The sequence below is a fragment of the Duganella sp. GW821-FHT07G03 genome (assembly GCF_059418605.1).
The window spans coordinates 239,545-266,156 of record NZ_JBWKQE010000003.1 but is presented as its reverse complement, the minus strand read 5'-3'; the positions used below and the strand labels follow the sequence as shown (position 1 = coordinate 266,156).

Genomic DNA, 26,612 nt, shown 5'->3' with positions numbered 1-26,612 from the left:
CACATCCCAGTTAATTTGGGAAATGTGGGCAAATTTCAGCATTACATGCGTGGTTCGCCGGTGCCGGCGTTGACGGCGATGGTCTGGCCGGGGGCTGTGCTCATCTGCACGCGGTGTTGCTGGCCGCGATAGTTATACGTCACGTCCCAGTATTCGGGCGTCGGGTTGCTGACGTTTTCGCAGCGGCGCACGTCGCGGGCATAGCTTTGCGAGTTGCTGTTGTTGGCCATGTTGTTGCCGATGGCCGCGCCGGCTACTGCGCCGCCGGCTGTGGCGACGTCGCGTCCCGTGCCGCCGCCCACCTGGTGACCCAGGATGCCGCCGATCAGCGCGCCGGCGATGACGCCGCCGACGTTGGTGCCGCTGCGGGCCGGTTCAGTCACTTGCTGGCGTTCGACCCAGCAGCGTTGCTCCGGCGTACCCACCACGGCGCGCACCGAGGTGATCGGTACGTCGATCACGCGCTCGCGTGGACGGCGGCGGTATTCATAGGTCGGTTGCGGCAGCGGCGCCGGTGCTTCGTTGTCATAGCGGTCGCGACGGCCTAGCGGACGCACCGACGAGATCCGGTCGTTCATGCCCATGCCGCTCAGCGACTCGTAGCTGCCGCGGCGCAGCACCATGCAGTTGCCGCCGAAGTTGGCGTCGTCGCAGACTTCCCATTGGCCGCGTTCGACTACCACCGACGAGGCGCGGTCGTTGAAACCGGTGCGCGAGAAGTCGTTGACTGGGCGGTCGGCGGTGAAGGTGCGGCCGCGCCAGCCGTCATGTTCGTAAAACGTGATTTGCGCCATGGCTTGCGACGTCAAAGTCAGCGCGGCGAGCGCGATGGCGAGTTTGAGGGGCTGGTTCATGTTCATCCTTTTATAGTTGTTCGAGCACCTGCACAATGCGCCGCTTCCGGCGGCCTATCTGTGCGGTCGACAACATAGCCGGATCACGGTTCGACCGAATGCGCGCGTTTCAGGCAGCGCAGCACGAAGGTGGAGCGGCTGTGGCGCAGGCCGGGCAGTTTGTATAGCTTGCGGCGCAGGAATTCCTCGTAGCCGGCCGTGCCGGCCACCGCCACCTTGATCAGGTAATCGTATTCGCCGGTCAGCAGGTAGGCTTCCATCACTTCCGGCAGGTCGGCCAGCGCCTGGCCGAATTTCTCGAAGATGTCGTCGTCGTGGCGGTCCAGTGTGACTTCGATGATGACGGTGTCCGGGTAGCCCAGCGCCTGTTGGCTGAGCAGCGCCGTGTATCCCTCGATCAGGCCGCCTTCCTCGAGGGCGCGCACGCGGTTCCAGCACGGCGTGGTGGACAGGCCGACTTTTTCGGCCAGCTTGGTGTTGCTCAGGCGGCCATCACGGCGCAGTTCGCGCAAAATACGGCGGTCCAGTTCGTCGATTTCCATGTTGCAGGTCCGTAAAAGATGATTATTCCTCCGATTTTACATTGAATGGGATGATCTTCTTCAATTGACTGGGTATCGAGCAAAACAAGGAAGCCTATTTTGCCGGCTCCCGGATATTCTGGTTGCATGAATACCACACAAAAAAGTTACCGATTTTATATCGATCCGGACGACCCCATCGCCACGCTGGAAGCGGTGCTGGCCATCGTGCGCCGCCTGGGACTGGAGTTGCGCAGTCTGCGCACCACCACGCATCCGCAGGGCGTCGACGTGCAGATACGGCTGGCGGCCGAGGAGGAAGACCCGCTGACGTTGTGCCGCATGCGGCTCAACAACGTGGTTGGCATCCTGGCGGTGCGGGAGATGCCGACGCTGGTGGCATCCCCGGAACGGCTGGCGGCTAGCCGCGCCTAGGCCGTCAGGTAGGCGTACTTGAACAGGAACAGCGCGGCGATCACCCACACCACCGGCTTGACCTGGCGGGCCTGGCCGGTCAGCAGCTTCAGTCCGGCGTAGGTGATGAAGCCAAAGGCGATGCCGTGGGCGATGGAATAGGTGAACGGGATCACCAGCGCGGTGATGGCGGCCGGCACGCTCTCGGTGGTGTCGCTCCAGTCGACATCGACCAGGTCGCGCAGCATCAGGCAGGCGACGAACAACAAGGCCGGCGCGGTGGCGTAGGCCGGCACCACGCCGGCGATCGGCGCGAAGAACAAGGCCGCCAGGAACATCAGCGCCACCACCAGCGCCGTCAGGCCGGTGCGTCCGCCCGCCTGCACGCCGGCCGCGCTTTCCAGATAGGCCGTGGTGCTGGAGGTGCCGAGCATGGAGCCGGCGACAATCGCGCAGCTGTCGGCCAGCAGCGCCTTGTTCAGGCGTTTCATTTTGCCGTCGACCAGCAGGCCGCCGCGGCTGGCAACGCCCATCAGCGTGCCGGTGGCGTCGAACAGTTCAACCAGGAAGAACACCAGCACCACGTTGAACAAGCCCATCGAGGCGGCGCCCTTCAGGTCGAACTGGAACAGCGTCGGCGCCAGCGATGGCGGCAGCGACATGAAGCCATGGAAGGTATTGCCGCCGAAGAAAAAGCTCATGATGGTTACCACCACGATGCCGATCAGCAGCGCGCCCGGCACCCGCAGGCGGTCCAGCGTGACGATCAGCAGGAAGCCGAAGACCGCCATGATGGTCTGCGGCTTGTGCATATCGCCCACGCGCACCAGCGTCTCGGGGCTGGCGACCACCAGGCCGGCGCTCTTCATCGCGATCAGCGCCAGGAACAAGCCCAGGCCCACCGTGATGGCCACCCGCAGCGAATGCGGTATGCCGTTGACGATCAATTCACGCACCTTGAACACGCTCACCAGGATGAACAGGCAGCCCGAAATGAACACCGCGCCCAGCGCCGATTGCCACGGCACGCCCATGCCCAGCACAACGGCGTAGGCGAAGTAGGCGTTCAAGCCCATGCCCGGCGCCATGCCGATCGGATAGTTGGCGTACAGGCCCATGATGATGGTGCCCAGCGCGGCCGCCAGGCAGGTGGCGACGAACACGGCGTCCTTCGGCACGCCGGCGTCGCCCAGGATGGCCGGGTTGACGAAGATGATGTAGGCCATCGTCAGGAAAGTGGTAATGCCCGCGACCACTTCGGTCCGAACGTTGCTGCCATGCTCAGTGAGCTTGAAAAATTTGTCGAGCGGCGACATGCGCGTTCTCCCTGGTTGCGTCGAGGCCGAAGAATATCATGTACAGGCGATTCTCCTCGGAATTGCTTCTTGCACAAAAAGATGCAAAAATGGAAAAAATCACCATTCCCACCCGCACAGCGCACAGGGCACCATTATGGAACTTCAGCCACAGCAAGCCGGCAGCACCGTGGTGCTCAACCCCGCCGGTCGTATCGATCATACCCATGCCGACGCCTTCAAGCTAGCACTCGATCCGCACCTGCGCGACTGTGGCAAGGATGGCGCCGCGCTGGTGCTCGATTTCAGCGGCGTCAACTACATCAGCAGCATAGGCTTGCGCGCGCTGATGTTGGCCATCAAGCAGGTCAAGGCGCAGGGCGGGCGCATGGTACTGGCGGCCCTGCAGCCGCTGGTGCTGGAGGTGTTCACCATCAGCCGCTTCGATATGCTGTTCGAGATCTTCCCGGACCGCGCCGGCGCCCTGGCAGCCGTGGGAGGCGCTTCATGAAAGCGCGTATCTGGGGCGCGCGCGGCTCGCTGCCGGTGGCGCTGAACCACAAGCAGATCCGCTCCAAGCTGGTGACGGCGCTCGAAGGCGCCATCGGCCGCAACCTCGATACGCCGGAGAAGGTGGCGTCGTATATCGACAACGACCTGGGTTTCGATGTGCGTGGCACGTATGGCGGTAATTCCAGCTGCGTGGAAGTCGAGGTGTGGAACCCGGACACGACGCACGAACACATCATCCTCGACCTGGGCTCGGGCGTGCGCGCGCTGGCCGGCGCCAAGCTGGCGCGCTACGGCCCGGCCAAGCCGCAGACCTACCATGTGTTCATGTCCCATCTCCATTGGGACCACATCATGGGCTTCCCGTTCTTCACGCCGGCCTACATACCGGGCAACCGCATTATCATCTACGGCTGCCACCAGGAGCTTGAGACGGCTTTCCGCCGCCAGCAGGAGCCGATCAGCTTCCCGGTCGGCTTCCACCAGCTGGGCGCGGCCATCGAGTTCGTGCAGATGGAGCCCGGCGTTCCGCTGCGCCTGCACGACCTGACCGTGACGGCCAAGCTGCAACTGCACGCCGGCGACTCCTACGGCTACCGCCTGGAGCAAGGCGGTAAGGTCATGATCTACAGCACCGACTCCGAGCACAAGCTGGATAACGCCGTCGAACGCCTGGCCTTCGTCGAGTTCTTCCGCGACGCCGACCTGGTGATCTTCGACGCCATGTATTCGCTGGCCGATTCCATTTCGGTGAAGGCTGACTGGGGCCACTCCAGCAACGTGGTCGGCGTCGAACTGTGCCAGCTGGCCGGGGTCCACCAGCTTTGTCTGTTCCATCACGAACCCATCTACGACGACGCGCAGATCGCCCGCGTGCTGGCCGAGACGCGGCGCTACGCCGAGATCACCGGCGAAGCGCCGCTGGTTATCGTATCGGCCTACGACGGCATGGAAATCGAACTGTAAGCGCGGCCATGCTGCTCCGCTTGCAAACCCAGGCCCTGGGCGGCGTCCGCGCAGGCCAGGGCAGGCCGCTGGCGCTGGTGCTGGCCTGCCTGCTGGCCGTGGCGCTGGCCGCCGGCGGCGACGGTCTGCTGCCGCAGCTGCGGCTGGCCCTGTTCAACGCCTACCAGGTCCACTTTCCGCGCCAGCGCGCATCGGGGCCGGTCCAGATCATCGCCATCGACGAAGCCTCTCTGAAGGAATTCGGCCAGTGGCCGTGGCCGCGCACCCGTTTGACCGAGCTGATAGAGCACATTAACGCCCAGCAGCCGCTGGCCATCGGGCTCGATATCCTGATGCCGGAGCCGGACACCACCTCGCCCGAGGCCCTGGCTGCGCGCTTGCCCGCCGGTCCGCTGCGCGACCGCCTGGCGGCGCTGCCCGCGTATGACGAGGTGCTGGCGGCGGCCATGCGGCGCGCACCGATCGTGCTGGGCGCGGCGGGGTTTGCCCATCCCGAAGCCGGCACCAGCGACGCCCTGCGCGTGTGGCCGGTGCACGTGAAATGGCCGGCGTTGTCGCTGCCGGTGATGCGCTTTCCGCAGGCGATGTCCAGTTTGCCCCTGCTGCAAGCGGCTTCCAAGGGACAGGGGCTGTTGTCGGTGAGTCTGGAAAAAGGCATCGTGCGGCGCGCGCCCCTGGTCGGGGCCATCGGCGAGACGCTGGCGCCGGCGCTGTCGATGGAACTGCTGCGCGTGGCCACCGGCAGTTCGGCGCTGGAGATCGAGGCCGACGCCGACGGCGTTCACAGCGTGTCGGTCGGCGACTTGCGCGTGCCGACCGCGCCGGATGGCACGGTGTGGGTCAACTTCTCGGCGCCGGCGATGGACCGCTACATTTCGGCGCTGGACGTGATGCGCGGCCGGTTGGCAGACGGCGCGCTGCAAAACAAGATCGTCATCGTCGCCATGACCGGCTTGGGCCTGACCGACTACAAGACCAATGCCCGCGGCGACTTCATGCCCGGCGTGGACACCCATGCGCAGATGATAGAGAGCTTCTTCGACGGCACCTTCCTGCGCCGCCCCGAATGGATGCGCTGGGCCGAGGTGGCGACGTTTGGCGCTTGCAGCCTGCTGCTGGTGTGGTTGCTGCCCAAGCTGCGGCTGTTGCTGGCCGCGCCGCTGGGCGGCGCGCTGGTGCTGGGCGTGTATGGCGGTGGCGCGCTGCTGTTTGCGCGGGCCGGCTTGCTGTTCGATGCGACCAGCGTGGTGTGCGCCGTCGTCCTGGTCGGACTCAGTCTGTTGACCAGCATGCTGGCGGCGGCGGTGCGCGAGCGCAAGCACAGCGACCGCGCCTTGCAGGTGGCCCGTGTGTCCGCCGCCAAGACCGCCGGTGAACTGGGCGCGGCGCGCCGCATCCAGATGGCGACGCTGCCGCAGGCCGCGCTATCCTTCCCCGGCGAGCGGCGCTTCTCGCTGGCGGCCTTGCTGGAGCCTGCGCGCGAAGTGGGCGGCGACCTGTATGACTTCTTCATGCTGGATCGCGACCGCGTGTTCTTCATGGTCGGCGATGTATCGGGCAAGGGCCTGCCGGCCAGCCTGTTCATGGTGGTGGCGAAGGCGCTGTCCAAGAGCATTGCGCTGCGCGGACCATCCGAGATGGCCGCCATCATGAACGGCGCCAACCGCGAGCTGACCCGTGAGAATCCGGAGATGCTGTTTGTGACCAGCGTGGCGGGCATCCTGGACGCGTCCAATGGCCAGGTTTTCCTGTGCAACGCCGGCCATGACGCCCCGCGCCGCCTGACCGTGGACGGCCGCGTCGAGCACCTGCAATCGGCCGACGGTCCGCCACTGTGCGTGTTGGACGATTTCGAATATCCGGTGCAGCACTACCAGCTGCAATCCGGCGAGTGCCTGTGCCTGACCACCGACGGCATCAACGAGGCCATGAACGAAGCAGGGGACTTGTATGGCAACGAACGCCTGGACCGCTTGCTGGCCGCGCTGCCATCCACGGCGGCAGCCACGCCCGCCGCCGTGGTGCAGGCGGTGCGCGACGATGTGCGCCTGCACGTAGGCCGGGCCGAACCTTCGGACGATTTGACCTTGCTGGTGTTGCGCTGGGACGGCGCGGCTTGATCGGTCAGCGTACGCGAATTTCAACCCGCCGGTTACGCGGCTCGTCGACGCCGTCGGCGGTAGGCACCAGCAGCTCACGCTCGCCGCGTCCCTGTACGGCGACGCGGTCGGCATCGATGCCCACTTCCACCAGGATGCGCTTGACCGTGGCCGCGCGCCGCAGCGACAACTGGTCGTTGTAATCCTGCTTGGCGACGGTGTCGGTATGGCCGATGACGATGATCTCGGGAGCGGGGCGCGCCACCAGCTGCGCCTTGACGTCCGCCAGCCGCGCCGCCGATTCCGGCACCAGCGTGTCGGTGTCGGTGACGAAGTACAGCGTGAACACCGCGGCCCGTTGCGGCATCGCGGTCAGCGTGCTTGCATAGCGGTTGCCGACCTCGGTGCCGTTGCCGGCGCTGACGGCGGCGCCCTTGCGATCGATCGTGGCGGTCTGGTAGGGTTGGTCGAGCACCGTATCGACGCCGGCGGTGGTGATGATCACCGCGCTGGCCTTGCCGTCCTGGCTGGGCAGCAGTGTGATTTGCTCGGTCGGGGTGCGTTGTTGCTGCGAGACTGCGGCCAGCAGGCAGACGATCCAGATCAGCATGGTCATGCTTTACTCCCCATCTTTGACGTCGATCACGAATTCGGTGCCGCGCACTCCCAGGATGGAAGTCGGGGTGCGGAACTGCACAGCGCCCGGCGATTGCTTGGAGAGCTTGCCGGAGATGACGCCCAGCGTGCCGCGCTTGACGGTGGCATTCAGCACGCCTTCGTGCGAGGTCGGATCGAAAGCGTATTTTTCAAGCCACACATTGCTGTTCGGGCCCACGGCCAGCAGCGTCTCGTCGCGCAGCGTGATGCCGACGCTGCCGTCGGCGCCGGTGACCACGCGGTCGCTGGCCATCAGCGCGGCGCCGGTGATGGCCGGGGCCTGTTTGCCGGCGTGCTCTATGGAGGCCGCGCCCTTGGTGGTCTTGACCATGCCCGCCGGCTGTTCGGCGGCGCAGGCGCCGCCCATCGCAAGCACGGTGGCCGCTGTGACAAGGGCAGCTTTTAAGTTGCGCATGATTCTTCTCCTGAGATGAGCATTCCGATAATATGCTCGAATGGATAGAAAAGAAACCGGTATTGCGCAGCTGTTGCGGTTTCCGGCGCGGCTGGATGCGGTCTCCGGCGCGATGTCGTTTGCTGCGATGGCGCTTCAAAAGGCTGGCCTTGGGCCGGGCGTGGTCGCGCGCGCAGAACTGATACTGGAGGAGCTGCTGCGCAACAGCATCCTGCATGGCCACGGCGGCGACAGCGCCCATTCGGTGTGGGTCGGCGTGGCCGGCGCGTGCCTGGTGTACGAGGACGAAGCACCGGCCTTCAATCCGCTGGCGCAAGGCCCGCCGTCGCCCGACCCGGCGCGCTCCATCGAGGAGCAGGGTGTGGGTGGCGTCGGGCTGCTGCTGATACGCCAGTTGGGCAGCGCGGTGGCCTATCGCTATCATGAAGGACGCAACCGCATCGAGATCGCCTTACAATAGTGGCTATCACCAACCACCAGGATTATGCATGAGCGAGTTTTCCAGCGATATCTACACCGAGCCTACCCCGATCGACGTCAACACCCTGAACAACCTCGGCCCGCTGGCGCCGATGGCGGGCATCTGGAAGGGCGAGCGTGGCCTCGATATCAAGCCGAAAGCGGACGGCCCGCGCAAGCAGGCCTACGTCGAGCGCATCGAGTTGCAGCCTATCGATCCGGTCACCAATGGTCCGCAGCTGTTCTACGGCTTGCGCTACCTGATCATCATCAACAAGCCTGGCCAGGCCAAGACCTACCACGAGCAGGTTGGTTACTGGCTGTGGGAACCTGCCACCAGCACCGTGATCCAGACGCTGGGCATCCCGCGCGGCCAGATCGCCATGGCTTCGGCCGTGGTGGCGCCGGACGCCAAGGAGTTTGAGCTGGTGGCGCGGTTGGAGTCCGATACCTACGGCATCCGTTCCAATCCCTTCCTGGAATACGGCTTCAAGACCGTCGAGTACCGCATCAAGGTCACCATCAACGACGACGGCAGCTGGGGCTACGAGGAAGACACCGTGATGATGATACGCGGTCAGGAAGAACCGTTCCACCACGTCGACCGCAACCTGTTGTTCAAGGTGTCCGAACCGCTGCCGAATCCACAGGCGAGCGGCATCCCTGCCTGATAGCGTTTAGTCGGCGAGCGCGTAACCGTCGCGGCCACGGCGTTTGGCCGCGTACAACGCGCAGTCGGCGCGGGCGATCAGTTCGGCCGGGGTTTCGACTTCACGTTCGTGCAGCGCGATGCCGATGCTGGTGGTGATCTGCATCGCCTTGCCGGCGATGTCGAACGGCCGTCGCACCGATTCGATGATCTTGGCCGCCAGCCGCGCGCATTCGCCGGGGCCGTCCACCTGTTCGAACACGATCACGAATTCATCGCCGGCCAGGCGCGCCACCGTATCCGAGGCGCGCACATTGCGCACCAGCCGCGAGGCGAATTCCTTCAACACCGCGTCGCCGGCGCCGTGGCCCAGGGTGTCGTTGATGCTCTTGAAGTGGTCGATGTCCAGGTAGGCCAGCGCCAGCGGCCGGCGATTGCGCCTGGACCGCACCACCGCCAGTTGCAGTATCTCTTCGAACATCAGGCGGTTGGCGATGCCGGTCAGGGAGTCGATGCGGGCCAGCTGCGTCAGGCGTTCTTCGATTTCCTTCATGCGCGTGGTGTCGTGCGTCAGCGAGTAGATGCCGACCACCGTGCCGTCGGCCGCGAGCTCCGGCACGAAGGTGGTTTCCAGCGTGTGCAGGCTGCCGTCGATCTGCGCTTTGAGTTCGTAGGTGACGTTTTGGCCGCGATAGGCCTGCTCCAGATGCGCCTCCGCATGCTCGTAGTGGTCGCGGCCGATGCCGTCGACCAGGTGGCGGCCTATCAGCTTGTCCGGGTCCACGCCGAACCACTGGAAGAAGGTGGCGTTGACGAACTGGAAGCGGCGCTTGTGGTCCAGGTAGGAGATCAATACCGGCAAATTGTCGGTCAGGAGTTTCAGTCGCTTTTCGCTGGCGGCCTGGCGCAGCTCGGCGCTCTTGCGTTCGGTGATGTCGACCGCCATCAGGTAGACGCCGGCCACGCTGCCGTCGGCGGCGATGTCCGGTATCAGGTCGCCCATCACCTGCTGCGGCAAGCCGTCCTTGCGGCCTTCGCGCTCGTAGTGCACGCGGTCGCCGCGCATCGCCGCCTCGTGGTAGGGAGCGATCGAGGCGACAAAATCCTTGCCCAGCACCTCGGACATGGTCCGGCCTAGCATCGCCTGCGGATCGAGGCCCAGCATGGTGCGGAAGTATTCGTTGGTGAAGTGGTAGCGGTTGTCCCTGTCGATGTAGGCGACGATGGCGGGGATGCTGTCGGCGATCATGCGCAGGCGCTTTTCGCTGGCGGCGATCAGCGCTTCGCGGTCGCGTATCGCTTCTTGCGCCTGTTCGCGCTCCGCCATCAGTTCGTGGAAGGCGCTGCTCAATTCACCGATCTCGTCGCGGCGGCGCCGCTGCAAAACGCCGATGCTGACGTCGCCGCTGCGGATATCGCTGATGTTGCGGCGCAGCCGGCCCAGGGGTTTGAGCAGGGCCTGGATCGCCAGCCACGCCATCAGGCCGGCCAGCGCGGCGAAGGCGCCGGCCGCCAGCATCGCGTGGCGCCGCATTTCGATCATCGGCGCGAACGCCTCGTCGACCGGGAAGCGGGCGCCGATGATCCAGTTGGTCGTGGACAGGTGCTTGTACGAGTAGATGCCTTCGCTGCCGTCCTTGTTGGCCGCCTCGGTCCATCCCTCGAAGCCTCGCAGCGCCATTTCGGTGGCGCGGTTGTAGCCCGGCCGCGCATTGATGTGCTCCAGCAGCCGCTTGGGATTGGGATGATGCAGCAGGATGCCGCCGGTGGTCATGATGAACATGTAGCCGGTCTTGCCCGGTTTTTGCGCGGCGACCTGGGCCAGGAAGTCGGAGTGGCTTAGATCGATGCTACCGCCCAGCAGCATCACCGCTTTGCCCTGGGCGTCCAGCACCGGCTGGAGGATCATGATGGCGGGCCGGCCGGACAGGATGCTCTTGAACGGCGGCGACACCACCACACGGCCACCGGCCAGCACCTTTTGCATGAAGGCGCGCGGGCGTTCATCCAGCGCCAGTACGGCTGCGCCTTCGCCCTCGGTGTGTATCAGGACGCCGTTGCGGTTGAAGATGTGCAGGTTGAGGAATTGCTTGCGCACGGCCGGATGGCGGGCGACGAAGGCGCTCATGCGCTCCGGGTCTTGCCCGGCGTCGGGCGGCATGGCGTCGGCCAGGCTGGCCAGCAGCGCTTCTTTCGCGGTGATCTGGGCGTCCACCTGCGCGGCGGCGGAGGACAGCAGGGCGTATTGCTGGTTGCCGATCACGCTTTTCATATCGCGTTCGGCCAGCACCAGCGCTACCCAGGTGACGATGACTGTGGCAACCAGCACCAGCAGGACGACCACCGCCGTCATGCGGAATTTGAGGCTGCGTGGCAGCAGTGCTAAAACGGCCATGTTGCTCTGTTTTTAGTATATTGGACGGAGTATTACATACCCGGCCGTGCAAGGCCAGCGGGTACAATGGCCACTGTGACGATTTACACGGGACAGTGACGATGCTGCGGGCGATTTTGTGGGATAACGATGGCGTGTTGGTGGACACCGAACGCCTGTTTTACGAGGCAAACCGGGAGCTGTTTCTGCCGCTTGGGCTGGAGCTGAGCGAGCAGCACTTTTTCGACTGGTACCTGGCCGATAACTGCGGCGCGTGGCACTTGCTCGATCCGCAGATGGACCAAGCCGGGATGGACGCATGGCGCAGCGAACGCAATCGCCGTTACGCCGCCACGCTGGCTTCGGAGCACATACCGGCCATCGAGGGCGTGGGCACGGTGCTCGCCAGCCTGTCGGCGCGCCTGCGCATGGGCGTGGTCACCAGTTCCAACCGCGAGCATTTCGAGATCATCCATCAACGCCTGGATCTGCTGCCGCACTTTGAATTTGTGCTGACACATGAATCCTACGCGACCAGCAAACCGTCACCGGAACCCTATCTGCTGGGCCTTGAGCGGCTGGGCGTGCAGGCCGGCGACTGCCTGGTGGTGGAAGACTCGCCGCGCGGGCTGCAAGCGGCGACGGCGGCCGGCATCCGCTGCATCATCCTGCGCAATGCGCTGACGCGCGGCCATGACTTCCCCGGCGCCTGGCGCGTGGTCGATACCATGCCGCAGCTGCTGGCCGAGATCGAACTGCTGATCGCCGCCTAACGGGCCGACGAGCGCCGCGCTTGCGGCGCATCCAGCTCGGCGAAGTGTTCCGACGGATGGGCGTTGGCGCGGCGCGCCGACTTGATCGGCTTGATGCTGGCGCTCTTGTGTACACCGCCATCGCCACTGAGCTTGAACACGCCCACCGCGCCTTGCAGGTGCGCGGCCTGTTCGCGCATGGTGGCCGCGGCCGCCGAGGCCTGTTCCACCAGTGCGGCGTTCTGCTGCGTGGTCTGGTCCATCTCGACGATGGCGCCGTTGATGTGTTCAATGCCGGACAGCTGCTCCTGGCTGGCGGCGGCGATGTCGCTCATGATGTCGGTGAAGCGGCGCACGCTGGCGACGATCTCCGTCATCGTCACGCCGGCCTGGTCGACCAGGCGCGCGCCGGCATCGACCTGGTCGACGGAATCGCCGATCAAACCCTTGATTTCGCGCGCCGCCGCAGCAGAGCGCTGCGCCAGGTTGCGCACTTCGTTGGCCACCACGGCGAAGCCGCGACCCTGTTCGCCGGCACGCGCCGCTTCGACGGCGGCGTTCAGCGCCAGGATGTTGGTCTGGAAGGCGATGCCGTCGATGACGGCGATGATGTCGACGATCTTGCGCGCCGAGGCGTTGATCGAGGCCATGGTGTCGACCACCTGTGCCACCACCGCGCCGCCCTGGCCGGCGACGGCGGAGGCCGACACAGCCAGCTGGTTGGCCTGTTGGGCATTGGCCGCGTTCTGTTTGACGGTGGAAGTGAGTTCCTCCATCGACGAGGCGGTTTCCTCCAGCGATCCGGCCTGGCGCTCGGTGCGCTCCGACAGGTCCAGATTGCCGGCGGCGATTTCGGCCGACGCGGTGCTGATGGCCTCGGTGCCGCCGCGCACTTCGGAAACGATGCCGATCAGGCTGGCGTTCATTTCTTTCAGCGCGGCCGACAGCTGGCCGATCTCGTCGCGCGAGCGGATTTCGATGTTGGAACTGAGGTCGCCGCCGGCCACCGTGCGCGCCACCCGCACCGCGTGGCGGATCGGACCGACGATGCCGCGCGTGATGAACCAGGCGGTGAACAGGCTCATCACACCGCCGGCCAGGCCGAGGACGATCATCAGCGTGCTGTAGAAAGAGGCGATCTGCTGCGCGTTGCCGGAAGCGTGTTCCACGCTGGTGGCGCGCAAGCCCAAGGTGCCGACCGTGACCACCACGGCCAGCATCAACGTTGTTAATGAAAAGGCAATTGTCAGGCGTTGGCCTATCTTGATATCGGCAATCTTCATGTCTCGTCTTTTATTATGTTTGTAAGAACCGGTATTTGCTCCGGGGAACGGAAAGTGTATCAGCGAACGGTCGTGCGAATCTATAACTTTTAGCAATATTTCGCTGCCGTGCGACGACAGTGTTGCGCTTTCGGTAGCATGGTCCTGCAAACCAGAGCGAAGGAGCACATCATGCCCAAAGGAGCGAGTCCCAAGCGCGAGCGGGAGTACAAGGAACTGGAACACAAATTCGAGGAGGAAGGCCGCTATCCGGGCCGGGAAGAGGAGGTGGCGGCCCGCATCGTCAACAAGCAGCGGGCCGAGGCCGGGGAGACCAAGGACAGCAAGCCCAAGGAAAGCGGCACCGTCAAGCCCCGCAGCGGCACCGGGCACCGGCGCGCCAATACCACGCGGGCGGCACGCCGCAGCAAGCCGTCTTGACCACAACTTCTACCCATTTGCGGCAAAACGATGTAAAATAGTAAGCAGAGTTGTCGCTATTGAAATAAAACTCAGCCTCTGGTAGGGCGGATGTTTGGAAGGGCTGGAACCGTCGCGGTTCCGGCCCTTTTTGTTTTCATGACCAGGCCTGGGTGGCGCTGAGCACCGCGGTCAGTATCAGCAGCGCGCCCATCACGCGCGCGGCGACGGTGGCGGCGGCCGGATGGCTGGCGAACCAGCCGCTGGCGCCGCTGGCGGCGTAGGCCAGCGCGCCGTAGACGCCCAGCTGGGTCAACGCGGTGATGCCTCCCAGAACCCCCGATTGCACCCACAGCGGCCCCTGGCCCGGTTTGAGGAATTGCGGGAAGATCGCCAGCATGAAGATATAGGCCTTGGGATTGAGCAGGCTGGTGGTCAGCGCGCGGCGGAAGATGACGGCGTCCGCCATCGCCTCGGCGCCTGGCGTCGGGTGGAAGATGCTGTCGCTGCGCAGCAGGCTGTAGCCCATCCAGGCGATGTAGACCGCGCCCGCCAGCAGCATGATCTTGAACAGCGGCGGCCAGCATTGCAGCACCACCGCCACGCCCAGCGCGCCCATGCACAGGTGGCAGAAGCCGCCGGCAATGATGCCGCCCACTGCCGCCATCCCCGAGCGGCGTCCGCCCAGCATCGAGCTGCCCATGACGAAGGCGATGTCCAGGCCGGGCAGGGCAACCACCCCGAAAACCACGACAAAATACAGGCCCAGGTTGGCGGTTTGACTCATGTTTTGCTCCTTTGTAGGTGTGTTTGCAGCAGTCTAGCGATGAAATAGGACGGATTTGGCCCTGTATATCTGCTATCTTTGCGGCATGTACCATCCAACCACCCGCGTGCTGGCAGTGCTCGAGCTGCTGCAAACCCACGGCCGCCTGAGCGGCGCCGACTTGGCCAGCCGGCTGGGCGTCGACGGCCGCACCTTGCGCCGCTACATCGTCATGCTGGAGGATATCGGCATACCGATCACGGCCGAACGTGGCCGCCATGGCGGTTATGCGCTGATGCCGGGCTTCAAATTGCCGCCGATGATGTTCACTGACGACGAGGCGCTGGCCTTGTCGCTGGGCTTGCTGGCGGCGCGGGGGCTGGGTCTGGCCGAAGCGGCGCCGGCGGTCGCCAGCGCGCAGGCCAAGCTGGGCCGCATCATGCCGGACGGCTTGCGCCAGCGGGTCGACGCCATCGACGAGACGGTGCGGCTGGATCTGCGTTCCATCGTCCAGCAGGGCGGCGTGGCGCAGGACAATGCGGTGCTCACGGCGCTCAGCCTGGCCGCCAAGTCGCGCCGGCGCGTGCATCTGCACTATCGTTCCGGCGGTGTCGACAGCGAGCGCGATGTCGATACCTACGGCCTGGTGTATTACGGCGGCCTTTGGTACGCCGTCGGCCACTGCCATTTGCGCGCCGACATCCGCACCTTCCGCCTCGACCGCGTGGTGCAGGTGGCGCCGGTGCGCGGTCAGTTCCAGCTGCCGGCCGGCTTCGATGCGCTGGAGCATTTGCGGCAGTCGGTGGCATCGCTGCCGCGCAAATTCGCCGCCACGATCTTGCTGGAGACCGAACTGGCCACCGCGCGCAGCGCCTTCATCGACACCATCGGCCTGTTCGAGCAAACAGCGGATGGGATTTTGCTGCACAACCAGTCCGACGAACTGGGTTGGCTGGCGCGGCAACTGGCGGCGGCGCCGTTTGCCTTCACGGTGCTGGAGCCGGCCGCCTTGCGCGACGAGCTGCGCACGGTTGCCGCGCGCTTGTTGCGGGCCGCCAAGCTCCGCTAGAATGCCGCCACTACAATTTATTCTAAGGAACTATGTATCTGATTCAACGAACCGTCGCTGCGGCGGCGCTCGCTTGCGGGCTGCTGGGCGCCAGCCTGGTCTGGGCCGGCAACTGTCCCGCGCATTATGTCGATGGCCGTCTGCCGGAAATCCGCAACGCCAAGATGACTGCCGCCACCACCGAGTTGTGCTACGGCGTGTTCGGCGTCATGCATTCCGGGATCACGCGCACGCCGCTGTGGTCGGCCGAGCACCTGACCGCCGATAACATCGACGCCGCCAAGAACCTGTCGCGCGAGAATTCCTTCCATACCGAACAACAGTTGCCGGCCAGCCTGCGCGCCGAGCTGTCCGACTACGCCCGCAGCGGCTACGACCGCGGCCACATGGCCCCGAACGGCGATATGCCGGACCGCGAGACCCAGCACGAAAGCTTCACCTTGGCGAACATGGTGCCGCAGGACGCGGACAATAACCGTCACGTGTGGGCCGGCATCGAAGGCGCGGTGCGCAAGCTGGCGCAGAAGGAGGGCGATTTGTATGTGATCACCGGCCCGGCCTTCATCGGCGGCAATTTGCAGAAGGCCGGCAATGTGCTGGTGCCCAGCCATTTGTACAAGCTGGTGTACAGCCCGCGCCAGCGCGCGGGGGCTGCGTTCTTTATCGAAAACCGCGCCGACGCGGAATATGAAACACTGACCGTGGCGCAGCTGGAAGCGCGGATTGGCATCAACCTGCTGCCGTCGTTGCCGGCCAATCAGAAGGAGACGATGTTGCGCTTGCCGAAAGTCAAACCACGTAAATCCCGGAGCCTGTCATGAGTAAATTCGTACCCTACGCCAATGAATCGGACGTGTTGAACATCGGCCATCTGTCGATCGAGAACCGGCTGGACCGCATCACCCTCAGCGGCGATATCGACCTGACCGCCGACCAGGCCGGGCTGGCCGATGCCCGCGCGTTGCATGCGCTGCTGGGCGACGTGGTGGCGCGCTTGGAGGCCCAGATGGCGGCGCAGACACTGCCGTCCAGGCTGCCGCCGGCCGCCAACCAGAGCGTGGCGAATCCGTTTGACTAGGCGGAATCTGGTGTTACTATGATGCAATCCTCCCGTTTTTGGCCATATCATGACTTTCTTCACGACAGGTAATAATTCGATCGACTCGCTGGTGTACAGCAGCTGGGCCAGCAGTCCCGGCCATGCTGTGTCGTTGCGGTATAGCTTCATGAGCGCCGCGCCGAGCGACGGCAGCGCCGACGACGTCAATGGTTTCGTGCCGATGTCGTCCGTGCAGAAGCAAGCGGTGCGCGCCGAACTGGCGGTGTGGTCTGCGGTGGCCAATATCAAGTTTACCGAAGTGTATGTGGGCGGCGATATCCAGTTAGGCACCAACGACCAGGGCAACCAGAGCAGCGCTTATGCGTATTTGCCGAACGGCGGTGATCCGACTTATCTGTTCACTAATAATACTGACAACTTCAATACCGTCTTTACGCCAGGCAGCTACGGCCCCTCGGTGCTGATCCATGAACTCGGTCATACGCTGGGCTTGAAGCATCCGGGTAATTACAACTCCACCGGCGGCGGCGTCGACGGCCCCTTCCTGCCGGCGGCGACGGATAATCTGGATTACAGCCAGATGTCCTACAACGACAGCTCCGGCTACCAGCTCGATCACAAGTACGGCATCACGCCCGCGCTATACGACATCCAGGCGATGCAGTATCTGTATGGTGCCAACATGACTTACCATACAGGCAACGACAGCTACAACTTTGTGCAGGGTTCGCCGGAGCAATGCATCTGGGACGCGGGCGGCAGCGATACGTTCAATTTCTTCGGCTGCACCGATGCGGTAACCATCAACCTCAATGCCGGCAGCTTCAGTTCGACCGCGCCGGGCTACAACAATATTTCGATCGCCTACAACGTGACGATAGAGCGGGCCGTCGCCGGTTCGGGCGGTTCGACGATTTACGCCAACAACAGTGGCGACTGGATCACCTGCGGCGCCGGCGTGGACATCATCCATGAAGGCGCGGGCAACGATGCGATCTATGGCAGCGGCGGTAACGATACCGTGGTGTTTTCCGGCCCGTTCTCCAACTATCTGTTGTATGGCAACGCCAACGTCTTGACCGTGAAGGGCGACGGCACGGATATGCTATTCGATGTGAAAACCCTGCAGTTCAGCGACCGCACGATCGATGTAGCCAGCATCGCGCGCTTTGCCAGCGGTGGTGCCGGCAATGACGTGCTGGTCGCAGGCGCCGGCAATGAAGTGTTCAGCGGCGGCGCGGGCGTCGACTCCGTCAGCTACAGCGGCGCCCGCGGCAATTACACGGTGGTGACTGGCGGCGGCGAATTCATCGTCACCGATAATGCCGGCGCGGGCGGCCAGGATGTCCTGACCGGCGTGGAGCGCCTGAGCTTTGCCAACGGCGAGGGGCTGGCGCTCGATATCGGCGACCATGCCCCCGCTGGCGAAGCATATCGCTTGTATCAGGCCGCGTTCAACCGCGTGCCGGATCTGGGCGGGCTGGGCTTCTGGATACGCGCGCTTGATGCCGGGGTCAGCCTGGTTAGCGTGGCCCAGGACTTCCTGACCAGCGCGGAGTTCGTCAAGACCTACGGCTCCAATCTGAGCGATGAGCAGTTTGTTGATCTGATGTACCACAACATCCTGCACCGCGAACCGGACGCCGGCGGCGCCGCCTTCTATCTCAATGCGCTGCATGCCGGCGGCCCCAGGGCGTCGGTGCTGAGTTCGATTTCCGAGTCGATTGAGAATCAGATCGGCGTGGTGGGTTCCATCACCAACGGCATCGAGTACCATATCGCCATAGGCTAGTTGCGCTCCGGCTCCGGCAGGCTGATGCGGTTGCGGCCCATGTGCTTGGCGCGGTACAGCGCCGAGTCGGCCGTGGCCACCAACTGGCTGGGATCGCTGCCCGGCGCCGCCAGCGCGGTGGCCGCGCCTATGCTCACCGTCACCACATGTTGCTCGCTGCCCAGGTTGGGCAGGTGCAGCTGCTCGACCCGGCAGCGGATGCGTTCGGCCACGATGGCCGCGCCTTTCAGCGACTGGTTGGGCAGGATCACCGCGAATTCCTCGCCGCCGTAGCGCGCCACCAGGTCGTTGGCGCGCATTTCACTCGACACCGCGCAGGCGATTCTTTGCAGGCATTCGTCGCCGCCCAGATGGCCATAGGCGTCGTTGTATTGCTTGAAATTGTCGACGTCGACCATCAGCAGCGACAAGGGCTGCTGCTGGCGCAGCGCGCGCTGCCACTCGGCTTGCAGGGTGTCGTCGAAGCAGCGGCGATTGGCCAGGCCGGTCAGGCCGTCGCGCGTGGCCAGCTGCTCCAGCGCCACTTGCGCGCGCTTCTCGTCGGTGACGTCGCGCAGCGTTTCGGCGACCGCCACTAGCTTGCCGTCGGCATCCAGGATGGGGCTGGCGTCGGCCGCCAGGTAGCGCCGCCGGCCCACGCGCGGCATATCGCACCAGTTTTCCGCGCGCAGGCCGCTGTCGTTATCGTTGCGCCGGGCGTGCTGGTGGTACAGGGTCTGGACGTCGGCGTCGCGGCCCTGGATCACCAGGTCGGCCAGCGTCGGGCGCTGGTCATGGTAGAAACTTTTCCAATGGTCGGCGGTCCCCAGCACTTCCCAGGCGTCGACGCCGGTCAGGCGCTCGCAGGCCCGGTTCCAGATGATGACCTTGCCGTGGATGTCGATCACGAACGTCGGAATGACCAGCAATTCCATCAGTTTCAGCGCGAAGCCATGTTGCATGTCGGCTTGCGAGAATTCCATCAGATGCTGGATTTTTTGAGTGGGCATGGGTGGTCCCCGTTATCGGTTTGTTTATTGGAGCGGGAAAGACATGGTCAGCGCCGTGCCGTGGCCGGGCTGGCTCGAGATGTCGAAACGGCCGCCGGCCTCGGCCACGCGCTGGGCGATGCCGCGCAGGCCGCAGCCGCGCCGGGCCGGCGGGTCGGGCAGGCCGACGCCGTTGTCGCGCACGGTCAGGCTCAGACCGTCGGCCACGCGGCACAGGCCGATGCAGACTTCGGACGCCTGGGCGTGGCGCGCAATATTGCTCAACGATTCTTGCAGGATGCGGAACACCACGGCGTCCATGCGCTCGTCGGCGGGGATGCTGAAGGCCGCCGGCTCGGCTTCCAGCCGGCAGGGTATGCCGCTGAGCCGCGAAAATTGCTCCACCTGTTGCTGGACCGCGCCCTGCAGGCCGCTTTCCAGCTGTTCCGGCCGCAAATCGCGCACAATGGTGCGCAGGGCGCGGGTGGCGGCTTGCAGCCGGACTTCGACCTGGGCCAGCGGCTGGGCCAGCGTTTCGTGGCGCTGCGCCAGCGCGGCGATGTCGAAGGAGATGGCCAGCAGGTGCTGGCCCATGTCGTCGTGCAGGTCGCGGGCGATGCGGCGGCGTTCGGCGTCCCGCAGCGACTGCTGGCTGGTGCTGAGGCGCGCCACCTGCAGGCGGGTGTCGCCCAGCGCCTGTTCGGCCAGTTCGCTGCGGCCGCGTTCTTCGGCCAGCTTGCCTTCCAGCCGTATCAGGGCGCGGTGCAGGCGCCGCTGTCGCCACAGCAGCAACAGGGCTATGCCGGCCAGCATGACGGCGCCGCCGATAATGACATCGATTTCCAGGAGCGGTTGAGCGTAGCGCATGATTGATCTTCCCCGGTTAGCGTCCACCAGACCAACATATCGTGGTTGCCGCGCGGTAGCATTGTGAAATGTCAACTTCTACCGGCATAGACCGGAAAGTGTAGCGTAAGATATAATTGAGGGTTGTCCTATTGGGAACTGCCGTGACGTACAGCATCAAAGAGATTTTTTACACGCTGCAAGGTGAGGGCGCCCACGCCGGGCGTCCCGCCGTGTTCTGCCGTTTTTCCGGCTGCAATCTGTGGACCGGACGCGAGAGCGACCGCGCCAGCGCCGTCTGCCAGTTTTGCGATACCGATTTTGTCGGCACCGACGGCGAAGGCGGCGGCAAGTTCAGCACGCCCGAAGCGCTGGCCGCCACCATCAACGCCTTGTGGCCCGAGACCTACACCGCCAGCAAATACGTGGTGTTCACCGGCGGCGAGCCGCTGTTGCAGCTCGATACCGCGTTGATCGCCGCGATGCATGCGGTCGGCTTTACGATCGCGATTGAAACCAACGGCACGCTGCCGGTGCCCGAAGGCGTGGACTGGATCTGCGTCAGCCCGAAGATGGGTTCCAAGCTGGTGGTGACCAAGGGCAGCGAAATCAAGGTGGTGATCCCGCAAACCGGCCAGGACCTGGGCGCCTACGAGCAACTGGACTTCGACAATTTCTTTGTCCAGGCCATGGATGGCCCGCTGGCCGCGTTCAATCTCAAACTGGCGATCGAAACCTGCAAGCGCAATCCGAAATGGAAGCTGAGCTTGCAAACCCATAAACTTTTACAGATACCTTAATCATGCTGACCATTACCCGCAAGCTGGAATTCGACGCCGGCCACCGCATCCCCGATCACAAGAGCCAGTGCCGCAACCTGCATGGTCACCGCTACACGCTGGAAATCACGCTGACCGGCAACATCATCACGGCCGAAGGCAATTCCGACAACGGCATGATCATGGACTTTTCCGACATCAAGGCGCTGGCCAAGGAGCACCTGGTCGACGTCTGGGACCACGCCTTCATCGTCTACGAAAAAGATGCCGCGGTGCGCGACTTCCTGGCCACGCTGCCGGGCCACAAGACCGTGGTGATCGACCGTATACCGACCGTGGAAAACCTGGCCCACGTGGCTTTCGGCATCCTGAAGGCGGCCTACAAGGACCGCTACGGCACCGGCCTGCACCTGCACAAGCTGGTGCTGCACGAAACGCCTAACTGCTGGGCAGAGATCACCGATGCCTGACCAGGATTTTATGCGGCAGGCGCTCGAACAGGCCCAGCACGCATGGGACCTGGGCGAGGTGCCGGTTGGCGCGGTGGTGGTCAAGGACGGCCTGGTGATCGCGCGCGGCTACAACCAGCCGATCGGCCAGCATGATCCGACCGCGCACGCGGAAATCGTCGCGCTGCGGGCGGCGGCCGAGGCGCTGGGCAATTACCGCCTGCCGGGCTGCGAGCTGTACGTGACGCTGGAGCCATGCGTCATGTGCTCCGGCGCGATGATGCACGCGCGCCTGGCCAGGGTGGTGTACGGCGCCACCGATCCCAAGACCGGCGCCTGCGGCTCGGTGCTCAATCTGTTCGAGCAGGAGCGGCTCAACCATCACACCGAGATCGCCGGCGGCGTCATGGCCGAGGAGTGCGGCGCCATGCTGAAATCCTTCTTTGCCGCGCGCCGCGCCGCGGCCGCCGCGGCAAGGCGCAACACTTCAGAATAGCGGCGATTTTCCCCGGTCCGGTAAAAATGGTATGCTCAAGCTACTGTCGCCGGCACTGATACCGGCACCATCGAGGGAGGTCGTTTTGGCTACCGCACAAGCTAACGGTATCACGATTGCTTACGAGGCCAGCGGCAATCCACTGGACCCGCCGGTGCTGCTGATCATGGGCCTGGGCATGCAATTGGTTGCATGGCCGCAGGACCTGGTCGACGGTCTGGTCGAGCAGGGCTATTACGTGATCCGCTACGACAACCGCGATATCGGCCTGTCCAGCAAGTTCTCACATCTCAAGCAACCCAATCTGATGCTGGCCTACCTGAAATCGCTGTTGGGGTGGAGGCAGGCGCCGGCCTACACGCTGAACGACATGGCTGACGACGCGCTCGGCCTGCTTGATGCGCTGGGCATCGCCGGCGCGCATCTGGTCGGCGTGTCGATGGGCGGCATGATCGCGCAGATCTTCGCAGCGCGCCATGGCAAACGTACCCTGAGCCTGAGTTCGATCATGTCCAGCAGCGGCCGGCGCGGCTTGCCGGGACCGACCCCGGCCGCGCGTAACGCGCTGATGCGCGCGCCCGCCGCTGCGCACAGCCGGCGCGACGTGATCGATCGCATGGTGCAGGTGTACCGCATCATCGGCAGCCCGTCGTTCCCGACGCCGGAGCGGCAACTGCGCGAGGACATCGAACGGGCGCTGGACCGCAGCGTCTATCCGGCCGGCATGGCGCGGCAGATGGTGGCCATCGTCGCGTCCGGCGACCGCACGCCGCTGCTGCGCAAGATCAGTTGTCCCGCCATGGTGATCCACGGCGCCGCCGATCCGCTGGTGCCGCTGGCCTGTGGCGCCGATACGGCGGCCGCGATTCCCAACGCCCGCCTGCACGTGATCGAAGGCATGGGCCACGACTTGCCGCCGCAGTTGATCGAGCGCCTGCTTGCCTTGCTTGAGCAACATCTGCGCGGTAATATGTCGCCGGACATACCTCCGTTGACGCCCCGCCGGGCGGGCAGCGGCACCCATCACTGACAGAGACACTTTGAGCACATCGACTATTGGCATCGCGATCGCGGCCACAGGCGGCTACGCGCCGGACCATGAGGCACTGCAAAACGGCATTGAACGCTTGCGCCAGCAAGGTCATCTGGTCCACAACTATTACGACGACGATAAAAAATTCCAGCGCTTCGCCGGCACCGACGCCGGCCGCCTGGCGCAGCTGAACGCGGCCGCCGCCGATCCCGCGGTGCAGCTGGTGATCGCGCTGCGCGGCTCCTACGGCATGAGCCGTTTGCTGCCGGCTATCGATTTCCGGGCGATGGCCGATAGCGGTAAATTATTCGTCGGCTACAGCGACTTCACGGCGTTCCAGATGGCGTTGATGAAGCAGACCGGCCGCATCAGCTTTGGCGGCCCGATGATGTGCGACGACTTCATCCGCGAGACGCCGCTCGATTACACCATGCGGCAGTTCTGGGATTGCCTGCGCGGCCCGGTGCACACGGTGTGCGGCACGGTGGCGGAGGGCGGCGCGGACAATCCACTGGTCGATGTCAGCGGCAAGCTGTGGGGCGGCAACCTGGCGATGGTGGTCAGTCTGCTGGGCACGCCGTATTTCTCGGCCCAGCAGGACGGCATCCTGTTCCTGGAAGATATCAGCGAACATCCATACCGGGTCGAGCGCATGGTGCTGCAACTGCTATACGCCGGCGCGCTGGAAGGCCAGCGGGCGCTGGTGCTGGGCGACTTCTCCGGCTACAAGCTCAGCGTCTTCGACAACGGCTATGACTTCGATACCATGCTGGCCTATCTGCGGGAGCGGCTGCCGATGCCGGTGCTGACCGGCCTGCCATTCGGCCACATCAAAGAACGCGCCACGCTGCCTTACGGCGGCATGGCGCATTTGGTGTCGACCGAACGCGGGTTCGATTTGACGGTCAGCGATTATCCGACGTTGGGACGCTGACGGCGGCGTGCTACGGCGCCCACGATGCCGAGGCCGGCCAGCAGCATGGCGTAAGTGTCCGCCTCGGGCACGGCCGACTGGAGCGCGATGTTTTCATGCATGGACAGGTTCAGCGTGTAGACACCGGCCGCCAGTGCGTTGGTCGTGGCACTGAAGCAACCAGCGCCGCCGACGATGCAGCTGGTCGGTGCGAAAGTCAACGGACCGCCGTTACCGTTCAACGCGGTCAGCGAGGTGTTGAGGGTGTAGGCATCCGCTGTTTCGGTGCCGCCCTGGATGCCGCCGGCGATGCCGTCCGGCGCCCAGTTGAACACAATGTTGCCGGAATTATCGACCAGGTTGAAGTTCAGGCCGATCGATCCCTGCGCTTGCGAAGGCGCCACGGCGTCGTGGGTCAGGTAGGCCTGGATGTAGGGCAGGGCGTCGAAGTGGAAGCTCAGCTTGTCGCCTGCGCCGGCGACGACGGTGGTGCTCAGCAAGGTGGCGGACGAGTTGCCGGCCACCGCGTTGGCCGTGCCGTTGCCGACCAGCTTGCCCTCGGCGAAGTTGCGGGCGCGGGTGAACGGCGCACCGCTCAATTGCAGCTGGTCGATGGAGGCGTCGGCCACCGCATACGATGTGGCGGACGCGGCATTGCTGGCGTAGCTGTTGTTGATGTATCCAGCCCAGCCTAGTTGGGCGGGCGCGCTGTCGGTGACGCCGGCGCCGCCGTTCGAAACGCAATTGCCGTTTGGTAAGCACGCGGTGGCGAAGGAGCTATTGACCGATTGGCCGGCGCCGACGCTGTTGGTGGATGTGACGACCAGATTGGTGATTTCGTTATACGCGCGGGCATAGGTATCGGCGTTTGCGGCGGTGCTGGCGAGGCAGGCGGCTGCGGCCGCCATGGCGATGACTGCTTTCTTCATTAACTTCCCCTTACGATTTTTGGTGTGGGACATGCTGCGGGATATCCGCAGGCATGCTTGGAGACATGATGCTAAAACGCCATGAAATGCGCTCCTTGATTGATGTCAAATGTTTCGGTGATCGCGAGAAATGTGACAGTTTGATGAAATTGGCGGCCTTGGGCGTTGCTGCAGAACGGCGATTCGCCCAGCCATGCCCGGCTAGTGGTAAAATGCCCGGTTAATTAAATCCATGCTTTAAGGGCCTTATCCGTGCTATCCACAGCAAACATCACCATGCAATTCGGCGCCAAGCCGCTGTTCGAAAACATTTCCGTCAAATTCGGCGATGGCAACCGCTATGGCCTGATCGGCGCCAACGGTTGCGGCAAGTCCACCTTCATGAAAATCCTGGGCGGCGATCTGGAATCGTCGGGCGGCAATGTGATGCTGGATACGAACGAGCGCCTGGGCAAGCTGCGCCAGGACCAGTTCGCGTATGAGGACATGCGCGTGCTGGACGTGGTGATGATGGGCCACACCGAGATGTGGGCCGCGATGCAGGAGCGCGATGCGATCTACGCCAATCCGGAAGCCACCGACGACGACTACATGAAGGCCGCCGAGCTGGAAGGCAAAGTCTCCGAGTACGACGGCTACACCGCCGAGTCGCGCGCGGGCGAGCTGCTGCTGGGCGCGGGCGTGGCCATCGAGCTGCACAAGGGGCCGATGAGCAATGTGTCGCCGGGCTGGAAGCTGCGCGTGCTGCTGGCGCAGGCGCTGTTCTCGAATCCGGACATCCTGCTGCTCGACGAGCCGACCAACAACCTGGACATCAATACGATCCGTTGGCTGGAAGACGTGCTGAACGACCGCAACTCCACCATGATCATCATTTCCCACGATCGCCACTTCCTGAACCAGGTCTGCACCCACGTGGCCGACATGGACTACGGCACGCTGAAGATCTATCCGGGCAATTACGACGAGTACATGTTCGCCTCGACCCAGGCGCGCAACCAGCAACTGGCCAACAACGCCAAGGCCAAGGACAAGGTCGCCGAACTGCAGGACTTCGTGCGCCGCTTCGCCGCCAACAAGTCCAAGGCCCGCCAGGCGACCTCGCGCGCCAAGCAGATCGAGAAGATCAAGGTCGACGACATCAAGCCATCGTCGCGCGCCTATCCCTTCGTGCGCTTCGACGGCGAGAAAAAGCTGCACCGCCTGGCCGTCGAGGTCGATTCGATCGCGAAGAAATACGATCGCCAGCTGTTCAACAACTTCAGCATCATGGTGGAAGCGGGCGAGCGCATCGCCATCATCGGCGCCAACGGCGCCGGCAAGACCACGCTGCTGCGTTGCATCGGCGGCGACGACATCGCTCACCTGCACGCCGACCACGGCACGGTCAAGTGGGCCGAGAACGCCAACGTCGGCTACATGCCGCAGGATCCGACCGAAGAGTTCGCCAAGGACACCACGCTGACCGACTGGATGGGCGACTGGACCCAGGAAGGCGACGACGACCAGGCCGTGCGCTCGATCCTGGGCCGCCTGCTGTTCGGCGGCGACGAGGTGAAGAAATCGGTCAAGGTGCTGTCCGGCGGCGAGAAGGGCCGCATGATGTACGGCAAGCTGATGCTGGGCCGCCACAACGTGCTGCTGCTCGATGAGCCGACCAACCACATGGACATGGAATCGATCGAGTCGCTGAACATCGCGCTGGAGAAATACGCCGGCACGCTGATCTTCGTCTCGCACGACCGCGAATTCGTGTCGTCGCTGGCCAACCGCATCATCGAGATCAAGGAAAACGAGATCGTCGATTTCCGCGGCAACTATGAAGACTACCTGACCAGCCAGGGTATCGACTAAGCGTTAGCCCG

At 64.3% G+C, this 26,612-nt stretch carries 28 protein-coding genes and 1 pseudogene; 18 read left to right on the top strand and 11 right to left on the bottom strand.

Going from position 1 to position 26,612, the window contains the following annotated elements; all coding sequences use genetic code 11:
• Positions 1 to 41: 41 nt before the first annotated feature.
• Both AC07OK_RS06820 and AC07OK_RS06815 read right to left on the bottom strand, forming a co-directional pair.
• Entirely contained in the window at positions 42 to 854 is an 813-nt protein-coding gene (locus AC07OK_RS06820; RefSeq protein ID WP_494689589.1) for a beta/gamma crystallin-related protein, read from the bottom strand.
• A gap of 83 nt (positions 855 to 937) precedes the next feature.
• Positions 938 to 1,396, bottom strand: coding sequence for an Lrp/AsnC family transcriptional regulator (locus AC07OK_RS06815; RefSeq protein WP_116989168.1), 459 nt, complete (start codon positions 1,394 to 1,396; stop codon positions 938 to 940).
• 126 nt (positions 1,397 to 1,522) lie between these two features.
• Here AC07OK_RS06815 and AC07OK_RS06810 point away from each other — a divergent pair, with 126 nt between their 5' ends.
• Positions 1,523 to 1,810 (top strand): hypothetical protein, encoded by a 288-nt coding sequence (locus tag AC07OK_RS06810; RefSeq protein ID WP_494689588.1) that lies wholly within the window; start codon positions 1,523 to 1,525, stop codon positions 1,808 to 1,810.
• Here the strand turns inward: AC07OK_RS06810 and AC07OK_RS06805 are convergent.
• The gene (locus AC07OK_RS06805; RefSeq protein ID WP_494689587.1) at positions 1,807 to 3,105 is read right to left on the bottom strand and encodes an NCS2 family permease; all 1,299 of its coding nucleotides are present in this window, start codon (positions 3,103 to 3,105) and stop codon (positions 1,807 to 1,809) included. The two genes, AC07OK_RS06810 and AC07OK_RS06805, sit on opposite strands and share 4 nt — an antisense overlap.
• A gap of 136 nt (positions 3,106 to 3,241) precedes the next feature.
• On the opposite strand from AC07OK_RS06805, the gene AC07OK_RS06800 reads away from it, so the two are divergent.
• The 3 genes from AC07OK_RS06800 to AC07OK_RS06790 are packed head-to-tail and all read left to right on the top strand — an operon-like array spanning position 3,242 to position 6,680.
• Positions 3,242 to 3,595 carry an STAS domain-containing protein gene (locus tag AC07OK_RS06800; RefSeq protein ID WP_494689586.1) on the top strand — a complete coding sequence of 118 codons (354 nt, stop codon included), beginning with the start codon at positions 3,242 to 3,244 and terminating at the stop codon, positions 3,593 to 3,595.
• Positions 3,592 to 4,560 carry an MBL fold metallo-hydrolase gene (locus tag AC07OK_RS06795; protein WP_494689585.1) on the top strand — a complete coding sequence of 323 codons (969 nt, stop codon included), beginning with the start codon at positions 3,592 to 3,594 and terminating at the stop codon, positions 4,558 to 4,560. The genes AC07OK_RS06800 and AC07OK_RS06795 overlap by 4 nt, the downstream gene beginning before the upstream one ends.
• An 8-nt stretch (positions 4,561 to 4,568) precedes the next feature.
• Positions 4,569 to 6,680 (top strand): CHASE2 domain-containing protein, encoded by a 2,112-nt coding sequence (locus AC07OK_RS06790; protein ID WP_494689584.1) that lies wholly within the window; start codon positions 4,569 to 4,571, stop codon positions 6,678 to 6,680.
• 4 nt (positions 6,681 to 6,684) lie between these two features.
• Here the strand turns inward: AC07OK_RS06790 and AC07OK_RS06785 are convergent, their stop codons facing one another.
• A complete protein-coding gene (locus AC07OK_RS06785; RefSeq protein ID WP_494689583.1) occupies positions 6,685 to 7,275 on the bottom strand; it encodes an OmpA family protein in 591 nt (196 codons plus the stop codon).
• 3 nt (positions 7,276 to 7,278) lie between these two features.
• Positions 7,279 to 7,731 (bottom strand): FecR family protein, encoded by a 453-nt coding sequence (locus AC07OK_RS06780; RefSeq protein ID WP_494689582.1) that lies wholly within the window; start codon positions 7,729 to 7,731, stop codon positions 7,279 to 7,281.
• A 40-nt stretch (positions 7,732 to 7,771) separates the two neighbouring features.
• Between AC07OK_RS06780 and AC07OK_RS06775 the strand changes: the two genes are divergently transcribed.
• Positions 7,772 to 8,191, top strand: coding sequence for an ATP-binding protein (locus tag AC07OK_RS06775; protein ID WP_494689581.1), 420 nt, complete (start codon positions 7,772 to 7,774; stop codon positions 8,189 to 8,191).
• Positions 8,192 to 8,219: 28 nt separating this feature from the next.
• Positions 8,220 to 8,861, top strand: coding sequence for an FABP family protein (locus tag AC07OK_RS06770; RefSeq protein ID WP_494689580.1), 642 nt, complete (start codon positions 8,220 to 8,222; stop codon positions 8,859 to 8,861).
• A gap of 6 nt (positions 8,862 to 8,867) precedes the next feature.
• Here AC07OK_RS06770 and AC07OK_RS06765 read toward each other — a convergent pair whose 3' ends face one another.
• On the bottom strand, positions 8,868 to 11,234 hold the full coding sequence (locus AC07OK_RS06765; protein ID WP_494689579.1) for a sensor domain-containing diguanylate cyclase: 2,367 nt from the start codon (positions 11,232 to 11,234) through the stop codon (positions 8,868 to 8,870).
• A 101-nt stretch (positions 11,235 to 11,335) separates the two neighbouring features.
• Between AC07OK_RS06765 and AC07OK_RS06760 the strand changes: the two genes are divergently transcribed.
• A complete protein-coding gene (locus AC07OK_RS06760) occupies positions 11,336 to 11,986 on the top strand; it encodes an HAD family hydrolase (protein WP_494689578.1) in 651 nt (216 codons plus the stop codon).
• Here the strand turns inward: AC07OK_RS06760 and AC07OK_RS06755 are convergent.
• Positions 11,983 to 13,047 (bottom strand): annotated as a pseudogene (locus AC07OK_RS06755) (methyl-accepting chemotaxis protein); the annotation flags it as partial. The gene AC07OK_RS06760 and the pseudogene AC07OK_RS06755 sit on opposite strands and share 4 nt — an antisense overlap.
• A 372-nt stretch (positions 13,048 to 13,419) precedes the next feature.
• Between AC07OK_RS06755 and AC07OK_RS06750 the strand changes: the two are divergent.
• Positions 13,420 to 13,668, top strand: coding sequence for a hypothetical protein (locus AC07OK_RS06750; RefSeq protein ID WP_494689577.1), 249 nt, complete (start codon positions 13,420 to 13,422; stop codon positions 13,666 to 13,668).
• 136 nt (positions 13,669 to 13,804) lie between these two features.
• On the opposite strand, the gene AC07OK_RS06745 is transcribed toward AC07OK_RS06750, so the two are convergent.
• Complete coding sequence (locus AC07OK_RS06745) at positions 13,805 to 14,434, bottom strand: LysE family translocator (protein ID WP_494689576.1); 630 nt, start codon at positions 14,432 to 14,434, stop codon at positions 13,805 to 13,807.
• Positions 14,435 to 14,519: 85 nt separating this feature from the next.
• On the opposite strand from AC07OK_RS06745, the gene AC07OK_RS06740 reads away from it, so the two are divergent.
• Genes AC07OK_RS06740 through AC07OK_RS06725 form a run of 4 tightly spaced genes read left to right on the top strand, consistent with a single transcriptional unit; the run spans position 14,520 to position 18,334 of the window.
• A complete protein-coding gene (locus AC07OK_RS06740) occupies positions 14,520 to 15,482 on the top strand; it encodes a helix-turn-helix transcriptional regulator (RefSeq protein WP_494689575.1) in 963 nt (320 codons plus the stop codon).
• A 32-nt stretch (positions 15,483 to 15,514) separates the two neighbouring features.
• On the top strand, positions 15,515 to 16,303 hold the full coding sequence (locus tag AC07OK_RS06735) for a DNA/RNA non-specific endonuclease (RefSeq protein WP_494689574.1): 789 nt from the start codon (positions 15,515 to 15,517) through the stop codon (positions 16,301 to 16,303).
• A complete protein-coding gene (locus AC07OK_RS06730) occupies positions 16,300 to 16,560 on the top strand; it encodes a hypothetical protein (protein ID WP_494689573.1) in 261 nt (86 codons plus the stop codon). Before AC07OK_RS06735 ends, AC07OK_RS06730 begins: the two co-directional genes overlap by 4 nt.
• Positions 16,561 to 16,609: 49 nt before the next feature.
• On the top strand, positions 16,610 to 18,334 hold the full coding sequence (locus AC07OK_RS06725) for a DUF4214 domain-containing protein (RefSeq protein ID WP_494689572.1): 1,725 nt from the start codon (positions 16,610 to 16,612) through the stop codon (positions 18,332 to 18,334).
• Here AC07OK_RS06725 and AC07OK_RS06720 read toward each other — a convergent pair.
• Both AC07OK_RS06720 and AC07OK_RS06715 read right to left on the bottom strand, forming a co-directional pair.
• The gene (locus tag AC07OK_RS06720; protein ID WP_494689571.1) at positions 18,331 to 19,323 is read right to left on the bottom strand and encodes a sensor domain-containing diguanylate cyclase; all 993 of its coding nucleotides are present in this window, start codon (positions 19,321 to 19,323) and stop codon (positions 18,331 to 18,333) included. The two genes, AC07OK_RS06725 and AC07OK_RS06720, sit on opposite strands and share 4 nt — an antisense overlap.
• A gap of 24 nt (positions 19,324 to 19,347) precedes the next feature.
• Positions 19,348 to 20,169, bottom strand: a complete 822-nt coding sequence (locus AC07OK_RS06715; protein WP_494689570.1) for a sensor histidine kinase — start codon at positions 20,167 to 20,169, stop codon at positions 19,348 to 19,350.
• A 143-nt stretch (positions 20,170 to 20,312) separates the two neighbouring features.
• On the opposite strand from AC07OK_RS06715, the gene queE reads away from it, so the two are divergent.
• The 5 genes from queE (at position 20,313) to ldcA (ending at position 23,839) form a co-directional block, all read left to right on the top strand.
• Complete coding sequence (queE, locus tag AC07OK_RS06710) at positions 20,313 to 20,948, top strand: 7-carboxy-7-deazaguanine synthase (RefSeq protein ID WP_494689569.1); 636 nt, start codon at positions 20,313 to 20,315, stop codon at positions 20,946 to 20,948.
• A 2-nt stretch (positions 20,949 to 20,950) separates the two neighbouring features.
• On the top strand, positions 20,951 to 21,397 hold the full coding sequence (gene queD, locus AC07OK_RS06705; protein WP_492924776.1) for a 6-carboxytetrahydropterin synthase QueD: 447 nt from the start codon (positions 20,951 to 20,953) through the stop codon (positions 21,395 to 21,397).
• A complete protein-coding gene (tadA, locus tag AC07OK_RS06700; RefSeq protein WP_494689568.1) occupies positions 21,390 to 21,872 on the top strand; it encodes a tRNA adenosine(34) deaminase TadA in 483 nt (160 codons plus the stop codon). The genes queD and tadA overlap by 8 nt, the downstream gene beginning before the upstream one ends.
• 85 nt (positions 21,873 to 21,957) lie before the next feature.
• A complete protein-coding gene (locus AC07OK_RS06695) occupies positions 21,958 to 22,902 on the top strand; it encodes an alpha/beta fold hydrolase (RefSeq protein WP_494689567.1) in 945 nt (314 codons plus the stop codon).
• Positions 22,903 to 22,912: 10 nt separating this feature from the next.
• A complete protein-coding gene (gene ldcA / locus AC07OK_RS06690) occupies positions 22,913 to 23,839 on the top strand; it encodes a muramoyltetrapeptide carboxypeptidase (protein ID WP_494689566.1) in 927 nt (308 codons plus the stop codon).
• Here the strand turns inward: ldcA and AC07OK_RS06685 are convergent.
• Complete coding sequence (locus AC07OK_RS06685) at positions 23,818 to 24,747, bottom strand: EDSAP-1 family PEP-CTERM protein (RefSeq protein ID WP_494689565.1); 930 nt, start codon at positions 24,745 to 24,747, stop codon at positions 23,818 to 23,820. The two genes, ldcA and AC07OK_RS06685, sit on opposite strands and share 22 nt — an antisense overlap.
• Positions 24,748 to 24,999: 252 nt before the next feature.
• Here AC07OK_RS06685 and AC07OK_RS06680 point away from each other — a divergent pair, with 252 nt between their 5' ends.
• A complete protein-coding gene (locus tag AC07OK_RS06680) occupies positions 25,000 to 26,601 on the top strand; it encodes an ABC-F family ATPase (RefSeq protein ID WP_494689564.1) in 1,602 nt (533 codons plus the stop codon).
• Positions 26,602 to 26,612: the final 11 nt, after the last annotated feature.

What these genes read in the sequence shown, in the direction of transcription:
- AC07OK_RS06820 (WP_494689589.1), bottom strand. Translation starts at nt 854, where the DNA reads ATGAACCAGCCCCTCAAACTCGCCATCGCGCTCGCCGCGCTGACTTTG.
- AC07OK_RS06815 (WP_116989168.1), bottom strand. Translation starts at nt 1,396, where the DNA reads ATGGAAATCGACGAACTGGACCGCCGTATTTTGCGCGAACTGCGCCGT.
- AC07OK_RS06810 (WP_494689588.1), top strand. Translation starts at nt 1,523, where the DNA reads ATGAATACCACACAAAAAAGTTACCGATTTTATATCGATCCGGACGAC.
- AC07OK_RS06805 (WP_494689587.1), bottom strand. Translation starts at nt 3,105, where the DNA reads ATGTCGCCGCTCGACAAATTTTTCAAGCTCACTGAGCATGGCAGCAAC.
- AC07OK_RS06800 (WP_494689586.1), top strand. Translation starts at nt 3,242, where the DNA reads ATGGAACTTCAGCCACAGCAAGCCGGCAGCACCGTGGTGCTCAACCCC.
- AC07OK_RS06795 (WP_494689585.1), top strand. Translation starts at nt 3,592, where the DNA reads ATGAAAGCGCGTATCTGGGGCGCGCGCGGCTCGCTGCCGGTGGCGCTG.
- AC07OK_RS06790 (WP_494689584.1), top strand. Translation starts at nt 4,569, where the DNA reads ATGCTGCTCCGCTTGCAAACCCAGGCCCTGGGCGGCGTCCGCGCAGGC.
- AC07OK_RS06785 (WP_494689583.1), bottom strand. Translation starts at nt 7,275, where the DNA reads ATGACCATGCTGATCTGGATCGTCTGCCTGCTGGCCGCAGTCTCGCAG.
- AC07OK_RS06780 (WP_494689582.1), bottom strand. Translation starts at nt 7,731, where the DNA reads ATGCGCAACTTAAAAGCTGCCCTTGTCACAGCGGCCACCGTGCTTGCG.
- AC07OK_RS06775 (WP_494689581.1), top strand. Translation starts at nt 7,772, where the DNA reads ATGGATAGAAAAGAAACCGGTATTGCGCAGCTGTTGCGGTTTCCGGCG.
- AC07OK_RS06770 (WP_494689580.1), top strand. Translation starts at nt 8,220, where the DNA reads ATGAGCGAGTTTTCCAGCGATATCTACACCGAGCCTACCCCGATCGAC.
- AC07OK_RS06765 (WP_494689579.1), bottom strand. Translation starts at nt 11,234, where the DNA reads ATGGCCGTTTTAGCACTGCTGCCACGCAGCCTCAAATTCCGCATGACG.
- AC07OK_RS06760 (WP_494689578.1), top strand. Translation starts at nt 11,336, where the DNA reads ATGCTGCGGGCGATTTTGTGGGATAACGATGGCGTGTTGGTGGACACC.
- AC07OK_RS06750 (WP_494689577.1), top strand. Translation starts at nt 13,420, where the DNA reads ATGCCCAAAGGAGCGAGTCCCAAGCGCGAGCGGGAGTACAAGGAACTG.
- AC07OK_RS06745 (WP_494689576.1), bottom strand. Translation starts at nt 14,434, where the DNA reads ATGAGTCAAACCGCCAACCTGGGCCTGTATTTTGTCGTGGTTTTCGGG.
- AC07OK_RS06740 (WP_494689575.1), top strand. Translation starts at nt 14,520, where the DNA reads ATGTACCATCCAACCACCCGCGTGCTGGCAGTGCTCGAGCTGCTGCAA.
- AC07OK_RS06735 (WP_494689574.1), top strand. Translation starts at nt 15,515, where the DNA reads ATGTATCTGATTCAACGAACCGTCGCTGCGGCGGCGCTCGCTTGCGGG.
- AC07OK_RS06730 (WP_494689573.1), top strand. Translation starts at nt 16,300, where the DNA reads ATGAGTAAATTCGTACCCTACGCCAATGAATCGGACGTGTTGAACATC.
- AC07OK_RS06725 (WP_494689572.1), top strand. Translation starts at nt 16,610, where the DNA reads ATGACTTTCTTCACGACAGGTAATAATTCGATCGACTCGCTGGTGTAC.
- AC07OK_RS06720 (WP_494689571.1), bottom strand. Translation starts at nt 19,323, where the DNA reads ATGCCCACTCAAAAAATCCAGCATCTGATGGAATTCTCGCAAGCCGAC.
- AC07OK_RS06715 (WP_494689570.1), bottom strand. Translation starts at nt 20,169, where the DNA reads ATGCGCTACGCTCAACCGCTCCTGGAAATCGATGTCATTATCGGCGGC.
- queD (WP_492924776.1), top strand. Translation starts at nt 20,951, where the DNA reads ATGCTGACCATTACCCGCAAGCTGGAATTCGACGCCGGCCACCGCATC.
- tadA (WP_494689568.1), top strand. Translation starts at nt 21,390, where the DNA reads ATGCCTGACCAGGATTTTATGCGGCAGGCGCTCGAACAGGCCCAGCAC.
- AC07OK_RS06685 (WP_494689565.1), bottom strand. Translation starts at nt 24,747, where the DNA reads ATGAAGAAAGCAGTCATCGCCATGGCGGCCGCAGCCGCCTGCCTCGCC.